The sequence below is a fragment of the Paenibacillus naphthalenovorans genome (assembly GCF_900099895.1).
Taxonomy (GTDB): Bacteria; Bacillota; Bacilli; order Paenibacillales; family NBRC-103111; genus Paenibacillus_G; species Paenibacillus_G naphthalenovorans.
This window is the reverse complement of record NZ_FNDY01000008.1, coordinates 110105-128666: the sequence shown is the minus strand read 5'-3', so window position 1 is coordinate 128666 and position 18562 is coordinate 110105. Positions and strand designations below refer to the sequence as shown.

Here is an 18562-nt window from a genome sequence, read left to right as displayed (position 1 = left end):
AACCTTTACCTCGTTATAACCGTGATCGATTGCGGGCTTGTCAGCTCGTAAACGGTCCTGCCTTCTTTATCGACGACCTTCACGTATACCAGCTCGACATTCGCCGTATTGGCGGCCGAATCCAACACTTGCAGCGGAATGCGCGCCAACAGTCCGGATCCGTTCAACCGGATGTGATCCACAGGCTGATCTGGACCGGTTTCATATTGCGATGCTGCGTATATCAGCTCATTTTGCGTCTCACCCTTGTGCTGGGTCAATGTCTCTGCAGCTTGCCGGTCCTTGAATACAGCACTGGCCGCATTCGTAAATTTCGCTGTTTGCCTATAGTTCAATTCGCTCTGATTGTAGACGAGGTGAGCCTCCACGGCGTAGAACGGCTCCTTGTCCGTAAAATGCCGCATTTCCAGATCAAGATGAATAAAGCCGTTTACAGGCGATCCATGCTGCTTGACCGTTACGGCCGGCTTAACAGGACCCGGCACTTGTATGGCAGGTTCTCCGCCGCCGGATGGACCGCCGCCAGCTGGCGGTGCCGGGGTATTGGAATTCATCAGCTCCCCGAGCTTGAGCCGATTCTCCAAGAACTTCCGGCGTTCCGAATCGGACAATTGATTCATCAAGGCTTCCGAGGCTCTCTGATTGGCAGCGTCCTCCGTCTTTCGGTTCTCCTCCGCCAACCTGTTCCTTTCGCCTGCCAGCTCCGCCAAATAAGGCCCCAGCTTCCGCATAGCCTGCTCCATCCGGAGCCGTTCCAGTCTTGCAGGGCTTGCTTCCGTATTCCTGTTGACCTGCTTCAGCCTTTCAATGGCCGGGTCCAGCCCTGCCGTCCTGTCGACTGCCGGGGGCTGCGTCAAGTCGATTCTCTTGCCCGGATCCGTAATCCGGGCATTCACTTCATCTACCTTTCGCGGATCCAGCTTGTTTGCTCTCACGGCCTCTTGAACCAGTTCCGTCACGAGAGCGTCGAAGTTGCGCAAGACGTTGTCCAATTCATCCTGCGTAAGGTACCTCAGAATCGACCGGTCGTCCGGCTGCCGGATGCCTTGATTGAATTGTTCCTGCATCCGGTTTTTTATTCCTTCATTCTCCGCCTGAATCTCCGGTATGGCGGTCAGGAATGCTTCCAGCACTCGCGGCGATGCAGACTCGACGATGGCTTTGGGTTCCGCATAATATACCAGAATCCTTAAATCCTCGGCCTGCGCCCGCAAATCCATGTCGATTTGCTGCGCCGGGTATACGGCAGCAGATCCCGACGGATGGCCTTCCGAACCGGTGGAAAGCGTCGACGTCGCCTCTACGATACCCGCCGCCACGTACATGGTCGTTCTGCCGGTAACCGGATCGACAAGCGTCATATATTGCGTCCCCCGAACACCCATGACGGCCGTAGGCGTCTCCACCTCGAACTCATCCTCCGGGCTCACCAGCGATTTCACCTTTGCCCATAACGAACCGGCCCATGCTTTCACTTTGGACTTTTTGCCGCCGTTCTCCTCCAGCAAATCCGCGATATACACTTCCGCGTTCGAACCGATCGTCAGTTCATCCTCACGGTCAACGATGCGTATGACGACGGAAGAAGAAGACCCTGTCGATATGGCGTCGCCTCGGTTCAGGCTCAAATTCACATAGGCGCGGTGCGACTTTGAACCCCCGGATTTGGTGTAAGTCACATTCCCTTTGACCTCAACCACTACTGCAGCGCGCACGCTTTTAGCCTGAACGGGCGGGGCCGGTACGAATGACAGCATAGAGAAGAGCAGGGCGAACATCATCAACCACATGAACACTGCTGCCCGTTTTTTCCTTTTCAACCGATTTGCTTTCTCCACCTGAAAACCCCTTTCTTTAACGCAGAAGCAGGAATCCCGTCCTTCCCGGAAGCCGGAGCCCCTTTGACGCCCGCCACCTCGAACAGCTTCAAGGGAAGGCTTTTGCCTTTCATCCGCTTTTCCCCGGCATAGCGGTATTCGAAGTATGCTTTGGTCAGCTCATACGTCGCTTCGGATACGAGAATCTGGTTTGGCTCCGTATGGGATTCGATTCGTGCCGCCGTGTTGACGTGATCTCCGATCGCCGTATAATCCACGCGGAGGTAGGAACCGATGTTGCCGACAACGGCTTCGCCGGTGTTAATCCCTATGCCGACACTGAGGGTTACGCCGTATTTCTCACATATTTCTGCCCTGACCTTCTCCATTCCCTTTTGAATTTCATAGGCCGTTTTGACCGCGTAATAAGGATGGTCAGGTACGTCGAGCGGCGCATTGTACAAGATCATCGCGGCATCGCCGATGAATTTGTCAATTGTGCCATGATTGTGCAGCGCCCGTTCGGTGATCAGGTTAAACAACCTATTGAGACAATCGACCACTTCCTCCGGCTTCAGCTTCTCTGAAAGCGGAGTGAATCCGCGCACATCCAGGAACAGGATCGAAAGCTCCTTGCTGATGCCCCCCAGCTGAATTTCCCGCTTGCTGTCGGCGATGGATTTGACCAGGTCGGGTGAAAGGTAGCGGCCGAATTGCCTGGTGATATAATTTTTTTGTCTGGTCTCAAAATAAGCTTTCATGGCCAGATTGCCCAGATAGGTTATCACGCCGCATACGGCTGCAGCCATAACATCCAAATATTGCGAGCTGAAGGCAAACAGCGCGAACTGGCCGCCGAACAGCATAAGAATGACGCCTGACGCCGCGATGATGCCCGCATTAGCCTTCAGTCTCCAGGTGCTGAAGCCGAGCAGCAGCATGGTAAGTAAAGCCAGCGCCATCCCAAATGCCTTATGCACCGGGGTAATCACTTGGCCCGTTAAAATCTGATTCAGTATATTGGCATGCGCGTAAACCATATGCATGTGCTTCTCTACGGGCGTAATCCCTTGATCGGACCCGGGGGCGGTGTAGCCCACAAGCACCAGACGGTCGCGGAACGTCTCGGCAGGCACCGTTCCATTCCATGCGTCAATGAAAGAAACGGTTTCGAAATCGTTCTCCTTGCCATCCCAACGGATCAGCATTTCGGATTGGGGACGTTTGTCTATCAAGGGCAAATCCAGAAACCGGCTTACATCCAACCCGGCCAACTGCGCCATAGCAAGGCTCAGCGTCGGGTATACTCCCCGCGGAGTATCAATTTGCATCCAATGGGAGCGGACTACCCCATCGCTGTCCAGCGTCATGTTGATATGTGTTCTGTATACAGAACGGCTGAACATCGGAATCGGATCCGTCACAGACCGGGCCTTGATCAGCTCGCCCGCTTTGACCGTGGTCGTTCGCTGAAACTCTCCTTCCACATGGGCATGAGAGGGGATAAGGATATTGCGGTGTTTGGCAAGCTCTTCGGCCAGCGCCTTGTCGCTCTCCGGGTTATTGCTGTCCGTATACAGCTCGATATCGAAAGCGATGACTTTCGCTCCCGCTTCCTCCAGGCGGGAAATCAGTTCCGCATAAATCCTTCGATCCCAGGGGTATGGACCGGCTTCCTTGATCGACCGCTCATCTATCCCGATGACGAGAATGTCTTCATGCGGTGCTTGCAACATGGTTTGCCTGATATTAAAATCATATAATGAATTGGACAGCACCTGTAACGGGCCGGTCGCCAGAAGCAGTACGCACAGCAGTGCGATGAAACCATTGCCTATAAGGGTAACCCCGGCTTCGCTCATTCCTTTTTTCATAGATTACCCCCTACGCCAACTCGCAAATTACCAATTTTTATATTACCATATAATCCTATACATCCGGCGAAAAAAATGTAGAAAAACAGAAAAAAGGCCTGTTCCCCGCATCAGGAACAAGCCTTGTTATAATTCTGAAGTCTTACTTATTGAAAGGAGCGTCCGCCACTTTAATGGAATCCGTAGGGCAGCCGTCTTGCGCATCCTGCAGATCATCGTACAGATCTTCCGGAATTTCAGTTACGCCTTTGTTGCCGTCGTTATCGTAGATTACCTCAGCAAGACCCTCATCGTCGTAATCGTAAATGTCAGGTGCCGTTGCGCCGCAAGCACCACAGGCGATACAGGTTTCTTTGTCCACCCATGTGTATTTAGCCATGTCTAATCTTCCTCCCTTATTGTTTACCTCATCCTAAAATATAATATAAATGCCTATAAAGTTCAAATAGAAAGTAGCGAACATAATGATAACGTATCGTTATAGGTTTTCGATAAAGCACGCTATCGATTCAATATCGTCCGGCTGAAAAACAGGGCAGTCCGGAACACGGTGTTCGGCCAAAGCAACATCGGTTGTAACCCAAGCGACGGGCGGAACCGGGAGGGAGCTAACGATATCCGCCTGCTCTTCGGTACGGAAGACGGCGATTTTCGCGTGCGGCTCGCGCTTGAATCCTTCCACGAAAATATACTGGTAGCGCTCCTGCAGCGTTTCGATCATATCGGATAGCGGCATTATCCGACGTTCATAGGTCCGGACGGAATCCGGCGATATGACAATGGAAGCCGAGGCCCCCGATTGAATAAACCGGGCCGAGTCCGTATCGGCCGCTTCTTTATAATGCCCGTGCCCGTCGTGTTTTATGACGGCCACGTTTATGCCTTTGGCCTCATAGTGCTCCGTCAATCTCCGGATTAACGTGGTCTTGCCGCTGTTCGCATAGCCGGTAAAGCCGATCACCTTCGTTTTCACTCCTCTTCCTCCAGTCCCTTTAATCTGAGGTGATCCATTTGCAGGGAGGTGCCGCGGATTTTTGCGTTGCGGATCAGCGTCGAAGGGTCGTTGCCGAGCATTCCCGCGGTAAGAACGGCTCCCTCGCCGAATTTGTCGCGCAGCGCATCCAGTGTTTGGGTCAATTTCTCTTTCGCAGGCTGCTTCTGATAGCTGAATAAATCCAGCTGAACGGCGGCTTCCCGTTTGGGAGACAGACTTTGCAGCGTGATCCCCAGCAGCCTTACCGGATCTCCCGCCTTCCAATGCGTGTCGAACAGGCGGCAAGCAAGGCGGTAAAAGTCCGAGGCGTCCTCCGTCGGTTCATTGAGCTTCGCCGCACGCGTGATGGTTTTCATATCGGGATCCCTGATGGTGATTTGCACGGTCTGAGCCAATAGCCCTTGCTTCCTCAGCCTCCGGCCCACCTGATCGGCCAAATTAAGGAATACCCGGTGAATATCGGCATACTCCGTATAATTGACCGGCAGGGTCGTCGTATGCCCGATCGACTTGCTTTGTTCCCGCTCCGGATTGACCGGCGAATCGTCCTCTCCGTTCGCAGCATGCTTCAAGACCGGCCCCAGCACGCCAAAATGATGCATTAAAACCGCCTCATCGGCATGCGCCAGCTGACCAAGCGTATGAATCTGCAGCCTTTTGAGCTTTTCGGCGGTTTTCTTCCCGATCCCGTATAAATAGGAGCATGGATGCGGCCAGAGCATGGCCGGCACGTCCCTTTTGCGCAGCACGGAAATGCCGTTGGGCTTCTTCATATCCGACGCCATCTTGGCGAGCAGTCTGTTGGGAGCTATGCCGATCGAACAAGGAAGGTGCAGCTCTTTGCGAATTCGTTCCTGAATGGCCGAAGCAATCTCAAGCGGTGTCCCGAACGTCTTGGAGCCTGTAATATCCACGTAGCATTCGTCAATAGACATGGCTTCGACCAGCGGCGAATATTCGTAAGCGATTTTCATAAACCGTCTGGAGAAGCTCCGGTAGAGTTCAAAATCCGGCTGGATGACAATCAGTTCGGGACAAAGCTTCAGCGCTTGCCCGACAAGCATCCCCGTCTTCACTCCCTTGCTGCGGGCCTTGTAGGAGCAAGTGACAATTATCCCTTTCCGCAGTTCCACGCTGCCGGCGACGGCCAGCGGCTTGTCTTTGTATTTGTCAGGTTCCACCGCCTCATGCACGGAACAATAAAATGCATTCATATCGATATGGAGTATGACTCTACCGTTCACGGGATAACCATCCCCGGTCCCCGGCTTTCTTTCCGGCATGTTCAAGGTCACCTCGCCCTGATGTCAGTATACTCGTCATTAAAAAGATAGGTGTTATTTTTATTTTAATAATATCCTTTACAAGAAACAATGTGCTATAATTATGAAATCTATTTTTCATTCATTTGATGGTGTATACAGGTTAATGGAACAGGAGGACTTTACCATGGGAGCCAAAATTAAAATATTCGATACGACCTTGAGAGATGGAACTCAAGGGGAAGGCATCAGCCTGTCTGTCGAAGACAAACTCAAAATCGCCCAGAAGCTGGATGAACTGGGCGTTTCCTATATTGAAGGCGGATGGCCGGGAAGCAACAATAAAGATATTGAATTTTTCATTCGTGTCAAGGAGCTTGGTCTTAAGCAGGCCAAAGTAACCGCTTTTGGCAGCACGCGCCGCAAGGACACTTTGCCTGAGAACGATGCCAACCTGAACCGCATTCTGGAAGTCGGTGTACAAGCCGCCGCGATTTTCGGCAAATCTTGGGATTTCCAGGTGCACACGGCTATTCAAACGACGCTTGAAGAAAACTTGGCGATGATTTATGATTCCGTCCGCTACTTGAAGAGCCGCGGTTTGGAAATCATCTATGACGCGGAGCATTTTTTCGACGGGTACAAAAGCAATCCGGAATACGCCCTGGCAACCATCAAGAAAGCGGAAGAAGCCGGAGCCGATTGGATTGCCCTCTGCGATACCAATGGAGGGACGCTTCCTCATGAGATATCGGAAATCGTTGCCGCCGTACGCCGGGCGGTGAAATGTCCGATCGGCATTCATGCCCACAATGACTGTGAGGTCGGGGTCGCTAACAGTATCGCCGCAGTTATGGCCGGAGCCACCCAGGTTCAGGGGACGATTAACGGATACGGAGAACGCTGCGGGAACGCGAATCTCGTCTCGATTATTCCGAACCTCCAATTAAAGTTGAAATATGATGTCATCAGCGACGAGCAGCTGGCAAACTTAACGAATGTCGCCCGTTACGTCAGCGAGATCGCCAACATGCACATGCCGATGAACCAGCCGTACGTCGGCACCGCTGCGTTCGCCCATAAAGGGGGCATCCACGTGTCCGCCATTTTGCGGAATTCCAGCACATACGAGCATATTACGCCGGAGCTGGTAGGCAACAAGCAGCGTGTTCTTGTTTCCGAGCTGGCGGGTCAAAGCAATCTGGTGTTCAAGGCGCAGGAGCTGGGACTCGATTTCAATACCAATAACCAGCAGACGAAGCAATTGATCGCCCAAATTAAAGAGATGGAGCATCAAGGCTATCAATTCGAAGGGGCCGACGCTACATTGGAACTGCTTATCCGCGGCGCATACGGACATCTGGAAGAAGTCTTCACGTTGGAATCCTTTAAAATCATGGTTGCCAAATCCGAGGACCAACCGGTTGTTTCCGAAGCCATCGTTAAAGTCAAGGTACACGGCGAGACTGTTTATAACGCTGCCGAGGGCAACGGCCCGGTCAATGCGTTGGATAATGCGCTGCGCAAATGCCTGATGCAGTATTATCCGGGGCTGCAAAATATGCACTTGACGGACTACAAGGTTCGCGTATTGGACGAGAAGGATACGACAGCCGCAAAAGTTCGGGTGCTGATTGAATCGTCCGATTTCCAATCCACATGGAGTACAGTCGGCGTATCCGAAAATGTCATTGAAGCAAGCTGGCAGGCGCTGGTCGACAGCATGCGCTACGCCTTGCTGAGCCAAACCCGGGCCGCCCGCCAACTTAAAGAACAGCAGCGGGAACAGGTCGGGCTCATCAATCATTAAAACCTATAGTAAAAGCCGCAGACTGTTTAATTCTTAAACAGGACTGCGGCTTTTTTTCAGGCCGCCGATTCGACGAGCCTTCTGATTTTTTTATCCAGTTCCTCTTTAGGGAGGACATGAATAACCTCCAGCAGCCTCCCCTGACGGTCGATCAGAAAGCTGGTCGGCACAAATAAAATCCGGTAAGCGGACGCCGCTTCTCCTTTCGAATCCAGAAGGACAGGAAACGTATAGCGATACTGCTGCACAAAGCTTTGCACCAGGTTTATACTGTCATCTTTTGTTACATTAACTGCATACAAATCGATTTTGCCTTGATACCGCTCGTATACCTGACTTAAATCAGGCGCTTCTTCATGGCAGGGCCTGCACCAGGATGCCCAAAAGTTTATCACCAACGGTTTATCCCGGGCTCCGCCAAGCCGATAATCCGAGCCGTCCAGCCCCTGTAATATGATTTGGGGCACAGGCTGACCTACAGCCAGCCGGTTCATTGCCGATGCAGCTTGTGTAGAGGACTCAGGCCCCCTGACATGTTGGTAAAAGGCAATGCCTGCCAAAAGCAACGCGACCAGCAGCAGTATTGCGTTTTTTTTCATGAGTGGTTCCTCCAGTCCGACCCGCTGTGCTTCTCCTCCTAAGTATTCCCCTCATTTACAGAAAGATTTCAGGCTGTGCCTTTGTTTCTGCTGGAATAAGCCGGAAGGCATGATCCCGCTAGGGTACGGGAACATTAGAGCTACATTCTTTTGTCTTCAGAGGGGCAGGTTCGACATGGAAAAAAGCAAAAGGAAAAAGCTTCAAATTTTTTTCGACAGCGATATTGAACCGCAATACAAATCGGAGGAATCAGGCCGGAACAATGAGGCGTCCAAAGGGCAGGTCTGGGAATTTATCGCTATTGCCACCGTACCTCTGGTGCTTGTGCTCGGGAATTCCATGCTCGTTCCCATCCTGCCGGATATGCAGGAACGGCTGGGGATCAGCCAGTTTCAGAGCAGCCTCGTCATCACCCTGTTCTCCGTCACGGCGGGCCTGGTCATTCCGCTTTCCGGCTATTTGTCCGACCGCTTCTCCAGAAAGGCCATTATGATCCCTTCATTAATTATATATGGGGCTGCGGGGGTATTGGCAGGCTTCGGGGCCGTGTGGAACTCCTACACGGTGATCATTATCGCAAGAGCCATCCAAGGACTTGGAGCGGCAGGTACGGCTCCCATCGCTATGGCCTTGGCGGGCGATATGTATAAGGAAGCAACGGAAAGCAAGGCGCTCGGCTTGACCGAAGCTTCGAATGGAGCCGGAAAGGTCATCAGCCCGATCCTGGGCGCGCTGCTCGCCTTGTGGGTATGGTACGCCCCCTTTTTCGCTTTCCCTTTCTTTTGTCTCATGTCCTTACTGGCCGTTATGTTTCTGCTTAAAGAACCGAAAAAAGAAAAAAAAGCTCCCGAACCGGGGCCATACATGAAAAATATCGGGAAGGTGCTGAAAGAAAAAGGCCGTTGGCTAATCACGTCCTTCTTTGCAGGATCCCTGGCGTTGTTCGTCTTATTCGGCGTCCTGTTTTATTTATCCGACATTCTTGAGCTCGAGCCTTACTATATTGACGGCGTCAAAAAGGGATTTGTGCTGGCTATTCCCCTCCTCGGCCTGGTGGTTACCTCTTACACAACCGGCTCCGTCATCAAGAAGAACGGAATACTGATGCGGTGGCTTATGAATATCGGACTTGCTTTGATGACCGTGTCTTTGGGCTTATGCATTTTCTTCTTTAACCAAAATCTAACCTTGTTCATCGGCTTGCTGACGCTCAGCAGCATCGGTACGGGACTCCTCCTGCCTTGTCTGAATACGATGATTACCGGCTCTGTCGAACGCGAACAGAGAGGCATGATTACTTCCATATACAGCAGCCTGAGATTTTTGGGTGTTGCGGCCGGACCGCCCTTATTTGGCTGGATGATGGAAAAATCGCATCAGATTGTATTTATTTCCGTTACGGCATTGGCCTTATTGGCGCTTGGCCTCGTATTTTTCTTCATTAAACCGGAGGGGAAGGTCGGAGGCTAAAAGGGAGGCGTGCAGGCGCCGGATCCTGTATAATGGTGCTAACCATCCTGTTTGGAATGAGGTCGCCGTTATACGATGAGCATACTGAAAAGCTTATGTATCCGCCGTGAGGCATGGACTGCCATGCTTCGGCACTGCATCGAGCAAAAGCCGCAGGAGGCCTGCGGTTTTCTGTTTGGGAGCAATGAAAGAGAGATGGATTATTTTGTACCGGTAGCCAACGTCCACAACGAGCCGGAGCGGCATTTTTTGATGGATCCGGAAGAAATGATTCGGGCTTTATTTGCTGGGCGCCATGGGAATCAGAAACCTGCGGGGATCGTGCATTCGCATCCGCGCACCCCTCCCGTTCCTTCGGCAGAGGACATACGGTCATCCTGGCGGGGAGCAGCATGGCATTGGATTGTCTCTTTGGAAGATCCCCAAATCCCCTTGGTGAAGGCTTATCAATATGTCCAGCAAGGAGACGGAACCTGGCACTATACTTCCTACCCCTTTGAAATCCTGGAATCAGACTGTAAATAAAAAAATCCCGGTTCACGAATCCGCCAATCCGCTCGCCGGAGAAGAGTCAATGATAACTTAATTGCGTATACAGGTCGCCCAGTGTCTGGATATCTCTGGCTTGCACTTCCAGCATCAGTTTGGACCACAGCCTCGCCGTCATCAAAGCATCCTCAAGGGCGTGATGGCGCTTGGTCACTTCAACTCCGTACAGATCAAGCAGCGTATCCAGATCATAGGCTTTCAGCCTGGGATTCAGCCACTTGGCGATCATCATAGTGTCGAGCAACCGGTGGGACAGGCTCACTCTGGAGGTTTTCCACAGCGCGGAATTGAGGAAATGCTTATCATGCCCGGAACCGTGGGCGACAAGCACCTTCCGCTGCACAAACTCAAGAAACCCTCTGAGCGCATGCAGCAGGTCCGGCGCTTCTGCCACCATTTCATTCGTGATCCCGGTCAGCTTCTCAATTTCGTCCGGAATCGAACGTTTCGGATGGACCAGGCTGTAGAAGGTTTGGCTTTCGGCAATCTGGCTTCCGTTAACCGAGACCGCACCGAAAGCAATGATTTCATCCCCGTTATAAGGAGAGAATCCGGTGGTTTCCAAATCGAATACCACCAGTTCCACCGAATGTAAAGGAATGTCGTACAATGAATTTTTCCGTTGCTCCTTCATGATGGATCGAATGAAGGCCATCTGCTGGGCGCTCTGCACATCGAACATCGAGGTAAGAGCAGAAGTGAACCCGCCCGTTTTGTACAGATGCCACATCCTTCCGGCCGGCTTCATATCCTTCATTGAAGATCTCTCCTAACCCTTTTCTATCTTTTAGCAAATTTGCTTTTCACATACTTCTGCAGATCGATTCCGATACGCAGACAACGTTTAAGCTCCGTTATTCGTTCCTTGGTCAACTGTTCCGGTGTAAGCTTCCCGCGGGTAGTGTAGTGGCTGCCTTCTATTTGATAAGGCGTCATGGAACGCAGCTTCAGGGCGATGGTCAACGCCTCCAGCCAATCGCGGCCGATTTCTTGATCTACGTGACCGTTTGCCATCAACTCCTGTATACGCCTTTCGGTCGATGAGACGCGAATCCCCGCTTCCAAAGCGAGCAGCCTTATTCCGTTAACCATTGGAATATAGGCCCCGTATTTGACATCCACGCCTCCCGCATCCTCGCCATAGCGCTCTTTAATGAGCTGACCGAATAACCCGATCGAAACTTTATGATGCAGTGTATTATGAAGCATATGCTCCAGCATTGCGGGGTTCGATTTGATGAACCCGATGATTTCGCCGGAGATCGCGCCGTCTAAACCGGGATCGCCATATATCGTTCGGACATCGGCCGAGATAAGCAAATACCTTACATGCTCCCAATGCGGGTTTTCCAGCCATTCCCGCAGCATCCGCCGATATCCGGCCGCCGACTTGCGCCACTGGTCATTGGTGCAGATCACGCCGCCGCTGCAAGGCGGATATCCCGCCTCCTCCAAATTGGCTGAAATGCGCTGCGCCAGTCCGGCAAAATAACGTTCCGCCCCGGCTTTCGCCTCTTCACTGTCCGGTTCGGCATAGATAAGCCCGTTATCCTGATCGCTCCACAGCGTTTGCTCGCCGCGCCCCCCGCTGCCGAACAGCAGGAATGCGTAAGGAACCGGCGGGGCTTCGCCCGACTCGCGAACCAGCTGCGCTTCCGACAGTTGAATGACCCGACGGATGATCGCATCATGCAATGTATTCACTTTTCTATTCCAATCCAATGGACGGGCAAAAAGGAGATGCCGCTGAAGCTCCTCATGCGCCTGATCCCGAAAGATCCTTAGCTCCTGCAAGCTGTGAGCTTTGGCTGCTTCCTGTTGAATCATTTCCAATGAGAGGCGTTCCATACCGACATCCCCTTTAAAAACGAAGGCGTTTTGTTTACTTATGCATTCACCGTGCCGCCTTGAGCCGCTTTCTTCATTTGCTCAGGGTAGCCATACGTACCGTGCTCGGACAGGTCAAGACCGATGATTTCTTCTTCCTCCGTCACACGAAGACCGATGGTCGCTTTCAAGATCGACAGGATGATCCAGGACAGGACAAGTACGAAGAAGAATGCGCTGAATACCCCCATCGCCTGCACGCCCAATTGCTCAAAGCCTCCGCCATAGAGAAGCCCCGGTTTACCTACGCCTACTTTCTCGACAAGCTCCGGCGTGGCGAAAATACCATTGGCCAGCGTTCCCCATATTCCGGCAATACCATGTACGGAGAAGGCGTAAATCGGATCGTCAATCCCTGCTTTTTCAAACCATTGTGCCGTAAAGAAAGTAATGACGCCGGCAACTACGCCAATAATGATGGCGTCTCTGACCGTAACGAATGCGCAAGAAGCTGTAATAGCAACCAGTGCAGCAAGCACACCGTTCAACATGCTGGGAATATCCGCCTTGCCAAAATACATCCATGCTACGATAATCGCTGCAACGCCTCCGGCAGCAGCCGCCAAATTCGTCGTCATGGCGATATATCCAAAGAAGCCGTCACCCATAGCACTTAAAGTGGAGCCCGGATTAAAGCCGAACCAGCCGATCCAGAGAATAATGACGCCAAGCACGGACAGGACCTGGTTATGGCCTGGAATCAAATTCGGCGTTTTATCCTTATTATATTTACCGATACGCGGCTTAAGCATCAGCGTCGCTACGAGAGCAGCCGTTGCGCCCTGCAGGTGAACGACCGTAGAGCCGGCAAAATCCTGTTTACCGTGACCTGCAAGCCATCCGCCGCCCCATACCCAGTGAGCAACAATCGGATAAATGACAATAACATACAGTACGCTAAAGATAAAGTATACCGATAACTTGGCGCGTTCGGCAAATCCGCCGAATGCAATGGCCAGCGATACCCCTGCGAAAGCCAACTGGAACAAAAACTTGATTCCGATCGGAACGTCCGAGAAGCTCAATGCTCCGAATGCGGCCGCCGCTTGGGTTTCCGTTCCGTCTACGAAGAAACCTGTCATTCCAATAAACCCGTTGCCGTCACCGAAAGCTAAGCCGAAACCTATAGCCCAGAACGCGATGGCGCAAATACCGAACGTAAGAATCGTTTTACCTGCAACGTGGCCAGCATTCTTCATTCGGGTGGAGCCGGCTTCCAGCAAAGCAAAGCCTGCCTGCATGAAGATGACAAGAATGGCAGCCAGCATGACCCATACAGCATCGACTGCCCCTTGCAGCTGCGCCGGCGTCGCATCCTCAGCAAAGGCTGCCGCAGGAATCAAAACTGACATAAGGCCCGTGGATAATAGTAACTTCTTTAACATCATGACCACTTCCTTTTTAATGTTAGTTTATATAACATCAATTGAAATTCATATTGTCATTATATACACGTACTTTTCATTTGGCAATAGGTTTTTTTCTATAAATCATGTAAAAAACGAAAAATAACCTTACATAAAATGTACATTATTCGGTTTTACAAGCTGTAAAAAAATCGAATATTCGTAATATGGCAAACATATACTAACCTCTTAATACAGATTTGTTTCTTTTCTGATCTTCCTCTCCGTTCATTCGTCGAAAAGCTCAAAGTATAACGTTTGACTGTATGGTTCGGTTTCAGTATTATTAGTTCTATAGACCTTGAAAATACCATCATATGGCGAAAATGGAGGGAGCATATCATGGGGATATGAAGCTTTACAAAATCGGCGAACTGGCTCAGTTATCGAATGTCAGTCCCAGAACAGTCGACTATTATACGAAGCTCGGATTGATCCAACCTGAGAAAAGATCAAATACCAATTACCGGTTATACAGCGATGAAACCTTAATGCGGCTCAAACGTATTGAAAGTATGAAGCGGGAGAAATATACCTTAGAGGAAATCAAGGCTACGCTGCAGCAGTGGAACAAGGTTAGCCATGATGAATTAGTGACAGATAAATTGACGTCTTTACAGGTATTATTGCATCAGCTGGAGAAAGAGGCGAAAGAGGTTGAACCGCTGCTTGAGAAGCTGAAGCCGTCCCAGCTAAAAACGCTTCACAAGTCACTGACGCCGTCTGCGGCTGCATGTATCGAAGCCTTGTTGTTGCTGTTGGGTAAAGGTCCCCTTTAATCATAAAAAATATAACGGAGGAATGAAGCCATGTTTTTTCACCCTATGGACTACCTTATCATTGTTGCGTTCGGTCTTTCCTTATGGGCGCAGTTTCGGGTCAAGGGAACTTTCAATAAATGGTCCGAGGTTCCGATTCATTCAGGTATGACCGGTTACGAAGCCGCCCGCCGATTGCTTGATGCAAACGGACTTTACGACGTCCCGGTTGAACCGGTACCGGGAGCGCTGACGGACCACTACGACCCTATAGCCCGCGCCGTACGGCTGTCGGAGCCGGTGTATTACGAGAATTCCATCTCCGCCGTATCGGTTGCCTGCCACGAAGTTGGACACGCGATTCAGCACCAACAGTCTTATCCGATGCTGGTGCTTCGCCACCGGATGTTTCCGGTGGTCAACCTGACCTCGGGCGTCGCTCCGTTGCTGATCTTGGCGGGTCTCTTCTTCCAGCAGTTTAACTTCCTGCTCGGCGTCGGAATCATCTTCTTCTCCGCTGCCGTAGCTTTCCAGCTTGTTACGCTGCCGGTCGAATTCAACGCCAGCAACCGCGCACGTGACCTGATGGTCGCTGAGGGCTTTATCACCAACGATGAAGAACGGGGAGTAGCAAAGGTATTGAACGCGGCTGCCCTTACCTATGTCGCCGCGGCGCTGATCTCCCTGCTGGAGCTGGTCAAATATATTATGATCTTCACCAACCGCAACGAATAACAGATGGTACAAAGATGCCGCCCGATGCTTCATTAAACAAGCACCGGGCGGCATTTTATGCTTCTGGCGGACTCCATATCGTGATTATTTGTACCTGATGAAGAAGTCGATCAAGAATTCACGGAACACCTCGGCAACCAGCGGGAGCTTCTCCCCTGTACGATGAATCAGCCCTATGCTGCGGGTGACCTGCGGCTCAATAACGCGTACCTTGACCGGTTGAAGCTCGCTGATTTCCGTAAGCGCCATTTCCGGCAGCAGGCTGACCCCCATGCCCGCTGCCACTAACCCCCGAATGGTATCCGTTTCTTCTCCCTCAAACCCGATGCGCGGTGAGAAACCGGCCTTTCTGCACGCCTCCAGCACAATCGCACGCAGCGAATATTCCTCGCTAAACATCACAAATGAATCTTCCTTCAATTGCTCAAGCCGAATCGTTTGATATTCACACAGGACATGCCCCTGCGGTACGATCGCATACAGCTCCTCCCGGAGCAGCAGCTCGCCGGCAACGTGACTGTGCTTTTCGGGAAACGGCGAAATAAACGCCAAATCGATTTCACCCTTCATGACGTCCCGGATCAGACTATTGTATGTTCCCTGCCGCAACCGAAATTTAACCTTCGGATGGTTTTTGCGAAAATGTGCAATCACGGTCGGAAGCAAGTATATACCCAGACTGTGGGGGAAGCCTACACGAATTTCTCCGTGCTCCGGGTCCAAATATTCATGAATTTCATTCACTGCGCGTTCAAGGTCCGTAAGCACAGCTTCGATTCGGCTTAAGAAAAGCTTCCCTACCGCGGTAATCTGCAGATTGCGTCCTTTTTGCACAAACAGCTGTACACCAAGCTCCTCCTCGAGTTGGCGGATTTGCCGGCTGACCGCCGATTGGGCTACATGCAGCTCTTCGGCTGCTTGCGTCACATGCTGTTTACGCGCCACCTTTACAAAATACTGCAGCTGTCTGAGTTCCACGTTGTGTTTCCTCCCGTATCCTAACTTTAATGCATATTGTTATTGGACAAGTTCTCTTATAAAAGCTTATAATATATTACGGTGGAATACCAATCATTCTCAATCCTTGAAGGAGGCCCCTGTATATATGGCACAAGCGACACTGAAAGGCAATCCGATTACGTTAGTCGGAACACAAGTCAAAGTTGGCGACAAAGCTCCTGACTTCACTGTGAATAAGAATCTGCTCGAAACCGCATCTCTGGCCGATTATGCAGGCAAGGTGAAGCTGATCAGCGTAGTTCCTTCCCTTGACACCGGCGTATGCGATGCGCAAACCCGCCGCTTCAACGAAGAAGCAGCGAAGCTTGGCGACAACGTAGTCGTGCTTACGATCAGCGTAGACCTGCCGTTTGCCCAATCCCGCTGGTGCGGTGCTGCCGGAATCGACAAAGTGATTACGCTCTCCGATTACAAAAACCACTCTTTCGGCAAAAATTACGGCGTATTGATCGATGAGCTTCGCCTGCTGATGAGATCCATATTCGTCATTGACGCCAACGACACGATCCAATACGTCGAGTACCTGAGCGAGATGACGGATCACCCGAACTACGAAGCGGCCATTGAAGCCGTTAAAAAATTGGTTTAATCCATTATCCGGATTGAGCGATGCTCATTTCAGACTTGTACTATAACTGATTCACAAAAAAACAGCGTGGTGCCAAAACAGGACTCCACGCTGTTTTTTTACATTCAGTTGTCTATTTTATAAGCGGCCAGCCGCTTATCTATATGTTTATATAAATCGAGGATCGTACGATAATTGGAGCCTAGATCCCCAAGAGATCCGCGGGATGCCGAATAAATATCAACAGCGGTTTTGAGCGGGTTGATACCGAACAGGGTCAGCGTGATGTCCTGTGTTCTTCCGGTGATGGTTTTACGCTCAACCACAATCTCCCCTACGCTGCGTACTTCATGAAGAAGCTTATACCCGTTTAGCTTTTTTAACAAGTTGATGATCTCATCCCAGGCCTGATCCATGGAGATTTTATAATAGCGGGTCTTTAAAGCCGGATCCTTCGCTTTCTCTCCTGTTGTCTCATGACTGCGGATGAATCCGACTAAGGTTCGCTTTAACAAAGCATTCCCTCCTTAATGAAGTAACAATTACAATGAAACACTATCTTTAATCATATCATTGTTTCCCTTGAAGAGAAAGAGGGGAATTCACAAATTATTCATATTTATGACCTCTGCTGCATGATCGAACGAATGACGGAGGATGCGGCTCCAAGAGCGCAGCTGTCTTCACCGAGCCGGGAATACCGGACTTGGACCTGATACGAACGGACATAGGAATATCGCGTTGAGAGAACCTCCTGCACTTGATCATTGATCCATGGACCGTATTCACTCATGGCATTGCCGACAACAATCATTTGCGGATTGAGCGCATGCATCATATTCCCGATGCCAATGCCCAGGTATATTCCCGCCTCGCGGATGGCCGACAGTGCGTCAGGATCCTTTTCTCTCAACTTGCGCAAAATCCTGTCCGTAATCCCGGGCGCGTATTGCAAATTCAGCTTGTCGGCTACCGCCCGTTCAGACGCATACCGTTCCCAGCAGCCCCGATTGCCGCAGGAGCAAGGCAAACCATTGGCTTCAATCGTCGTATGCCCTACTTCTCCGGCCAGGCCCCCGCTTCCCCGAAACAGCTCGCCTCCCGATATAAACCCTGCTCCAATACCGCCGGCAATACTTAAATACAGCATATCTCCGGCATGGCTATCGGCACCGGCTCCAAATTCGTGCTCTCCTAATGCGGCCAAATTCGCTTCATTGTCGAGAATCACCGGAAGTTGAAGCCGTGCTTCCATTTCTTCCTTCCAGCTCAGCCCTTTCCAACCGGTATGCGGCATAAATACAATGCGTCCGGAAGGATACTCCACAAATCCATGAACGCCGATCCCTGCTCCGACGAGCCCTAACGGCGTCTCAGGAAGCGCCTGTCTTTCCTTTTTTATGACTGCTACAATCTGCTCGAATAACTGGTCGGGATCGGAGGGGAAACCGCTCGTGCCCGTGTGGGAACGATATGGATGCACCGACTTGCGAATAATCGTCCCCTGCATATCGGTAACAATCAGCAGGATGTTGGTCATCCGTAAATCCAGTCCGATCACGCATCCCGCGCTGCGGTTCAGTTCAAGCATCATCGGCTTCCGCCCTCCGCTGGATTCACCGGTACCGGTCTCCACGACCCAGTGCTCCGCGATCAATTCCTCCACCAGAGCTGAAACCGTTGCCCTCGTCAGTTTTGTACTTTTGGCCAAATCCGCTCGCGAAAGCGGAGCGTGCCTTCGAATCAGATCCAGAAGCGTTGATTTGTTTAGCGTTTTAAGAAATGTACTATCACCAGAAACCGGTCCCTGCT

The 18562-nt window shown here is 51.2% G+C and carries 18 protein-coding genes; 6 read left to right on the top strand and 12 right to left on the bottom strand.

Annotated features, from left to right (window positions below; genetic code table 11):
• Positions 1 to 5: 5 nt before the first annotated feature.
• The 5 genes from BLT35_RS10625 to BLT35_RS10605 form a co-directional block, all read right to left on the bottom strand.
• Positions 6 to 1838 carry a FecR family protein gene (locus BLT35_RS10625; protein ID WP_139170804.1) on the bottom strand — a complete coding sequence of 611 codons (1833 nt, stop codon included), beginning with the start codon at positions 1836 to 1838 and terminating at the stop codon, positions 6 to 8.
• On the bottom strand, positions 1817 to 3691 hold the full coding sequence (locus BLT35_RS10620) for a CHASE2 domain-containing protein (protein ID WP_083351267.1): 1875 nt from the start codon (positions 3689 to 3691) through the stop codon (positions 1817 to 1819). Before BLT35_RS10620 ends, BLT35_RS10625 begins: the two co-directional genes overlap by 22 nt.
• Before the next feature lie 142 nt (positions 3692 to 3833).
• Positions 3834 to 4070: a ferredoxin gene (locus BLT35_RS10615; protein WP_054819035.1), complete on the bottom strand. Its 237-nt coding sequence runs from the start codon at positions 4068 to 4070 to the stop codon at positions 3834 to 3836.
• Positions 4071 to 4169: 99 nt separating this feature from the next.
• Positions 4170 to 4664, bottom strand: coding sequence for a molybdopterin-guanine dinucleotide biosynthesis protein B (gene mobB, locus BLT35_RS10610; protein WP_074727875.1), 495 nt, complete (start codon positions 4662 to 4664; stop codon positions 4170 to 4172).
• Positions 4661 to 5968, bottom strand: a complete 1308-nt coding sequence (locus BLT35_RS10605) for a DNA polymerase IV (RefSeq protein ID WP_074727873.1) — start codon at positions 5966 to 5968, stop codon at positions 4661 to 4663. The genes mobB and BLT35_RS10605 overlap by 4 nt, the downstream gene beginning before the upstream one ends.
• A 166-nt stretch (positions 5969 to 6134) precedes the next feature.
• On the opposite strand from BLT35_RS10605, the gene cimA reads away from it, so the two are divergent.
• Positions 6135 to 7757 carry a citramalate synthase gene (gene cimA, locus BLT35_RS10600; RefSeq protein ID WP_062407160.1) on the top strand — a complete coding sequence of 541 codons (1623 nt, stop codon included), beginning with the start codon at positions 6135 to 6137 and terminating at the stop codon, positions 7755 to 7757.
• 56 nt (positions 7758 to 7813) lie between these two features.
• Here cimA and BLT35_RS10595 read toward each other — a convergent pair whose 3' ends face one another.
• On the bottom strand, positions 7814 to 8356 hold the full coding sequence (locus BLT35_RS10595) for a TlpA family protein disulfide reductase (protein WP_062407158.1): 543 nt from the start codon (positions 8354 to 8356) through the stop codon (positions 7814 to 7816).
• 175 nt (positions 8357 to 8531) lie between these two features.
• Between BLT35_RS10595 and BLT35_RS10590 the strand changes: the two genes are divergently transcribed.
• Positions 8532 to 9827 carry an MFS transporter gene (locus tag BLT35_RS10590; RefSeq protein ID WP_062407156.1) on the top strand — a complete coding sequence of 432 codons (1296 nt, stop codon included), beginning with the start codon at positions 8532 to 8534 and terminating at the stop codon, positions 9825 to 9827.
• A gap of 75 nt (positions 9828 to 9902) precedes the next feature.
• The gene (locus BLT35_RS10585; RefSeq protein WP_062407154.1) at positions 9903 to 10352 is read left to right on the top strand and encodes a M67 family metallopeptidase; all 450 of its coding nucleotides are present in this window, start codon (positions 9903 to 9905) and stop codon (positions 10350 to 10352) included.
• 46 nt (positions 10353 to 10398) lie between these two features.
• Here the strand turns inward: BLT35_RS10585 and BLT35_RS10580 are convergent, their stop codons facing one another.
• Genes BLT35_RS10580 through BLT35_RS10570 form a run of 3 tightly spaced genes read right to left on the bottom strand, consistent with a single transcriptional unit; the run spans position 10399 to position 13651 of the window.
• Entirely contained in the window at positions 10399 to 11133 is a 735-nt protein-coding gene (locus tag BLT35_RS10580; RefSeq protein ID WP_054819033.1) for an exonuclease domain-containing protein, read from the bottom strand.
• 23 nt (positions 11134 to 11156) lie between these two features.
• Entirely contained in the window at positions 11157 to 12224 is a 1068-nt protein-coding gene (locus BLT35_RS10575) for a DUF294 nucleotidyltransferase-like domain-containing protein (RefSeq protein WP_062407152.1), read from the bottom strand.
• Positions 12225 to 12262: 38 nt separating this feature from the next.
• Positions 12263 to 13651 (bottom strand): ammonium transporter, encoded by a 1389-nt coding sequence (locus BLT35_RS10570; protein ID WP_373864965.1) that lies wholly within the window; start codon positions 13649 to 13651, stop codon positions 12263 to 12265.
• Positions 13652 to 14019: 368 nt separating this feature from the next.
• On the opposite strand from BLT35_RS10570, the gene BLT35_RS10565 reads away from it, so the two are divergent.
• On the top strand, positions 14020 to 14448 hold the full coding sequence (locus BLT35_RS10565; protein ID WP_054819031.1) for a helix-turn-helix domain-containing protein: 429 nt from the start codon (positions 14020 to 14022) through the stop codon (positions 14446 to 14448).
• Positions 14449 to 14478: 30 nt separating this feature from the next.
• Positions 14479 to 15162 (top strand): zinc metallopeptidase, encoded by a 684-nt coding sequence (locus tag BLT35_RS10560; RefSeq protein WP_054819030.1) that lies wholly within the window; start codon positions 14479 to 14481, stop codon positions 15160 to 15162.
• Positions 15163 to 15246: 84 nt separating this feature from the next.
• Here BLT35_RS10560 and gltC read toward each other — a convergent pair whose 3' ends face one another.
• Positions 15247 to 16140 carry a glutamate biosynthesis transcriptional regulator GltC gene (gltC, locus tag BLT35_RS10555; RefSeq protein ID WP_054819029.1) on the bottom strand — a complete coding sequence of 298 codons (894 nt, stop codon included), beginning with the start codon at positions 16138 to 16140 and terminating at the stop codon, positions 15247 to 15249.
• Positions 16141 to 16267: 127 nt separating this feature from the next.
• Between gltC and tpx the strand changes: the two genes are divergently transcribed.
• A complete protein-coding gene (gene tpx / locus BLT35_RS10550) occupies positions 16268 to 16771 on the top strand; it encodes a thiol peroxidase (RefSeq protein WP_054819028.1) in 504 nt (167 codons plus the stop codon).
• A 104-nt stretch (positions 16772 to 16875) separates the two neighbouring features.
• Here the strand turns inward: tpx and BLT35_RS10545 are convergent, their stop codons facing one another.
• Complete coding sequence (locus BLT35_RS10545) at positions 16876 to 17265, bottom strand: DUF1499 domain-containing protein (protein WP_062407148.1); 390 nt, start codon at positions 17263 to 17265, stop codon at positions 16876 to 16878.
• A gap of 104 nt (positions 17266 to 17369) precedes the next feature.
• Positions 17370 to 18461, bottom strand: coding sequence for an ROK family protein (locus tag BLT35_RS10540; protein WP_254777540.1), 1092 nt, complete (start codon positions 18459 to 18461; stop codon positions 17370 to 17372).
• Positions 18462 to 18562: the final 101 nt, after the last annotated feature.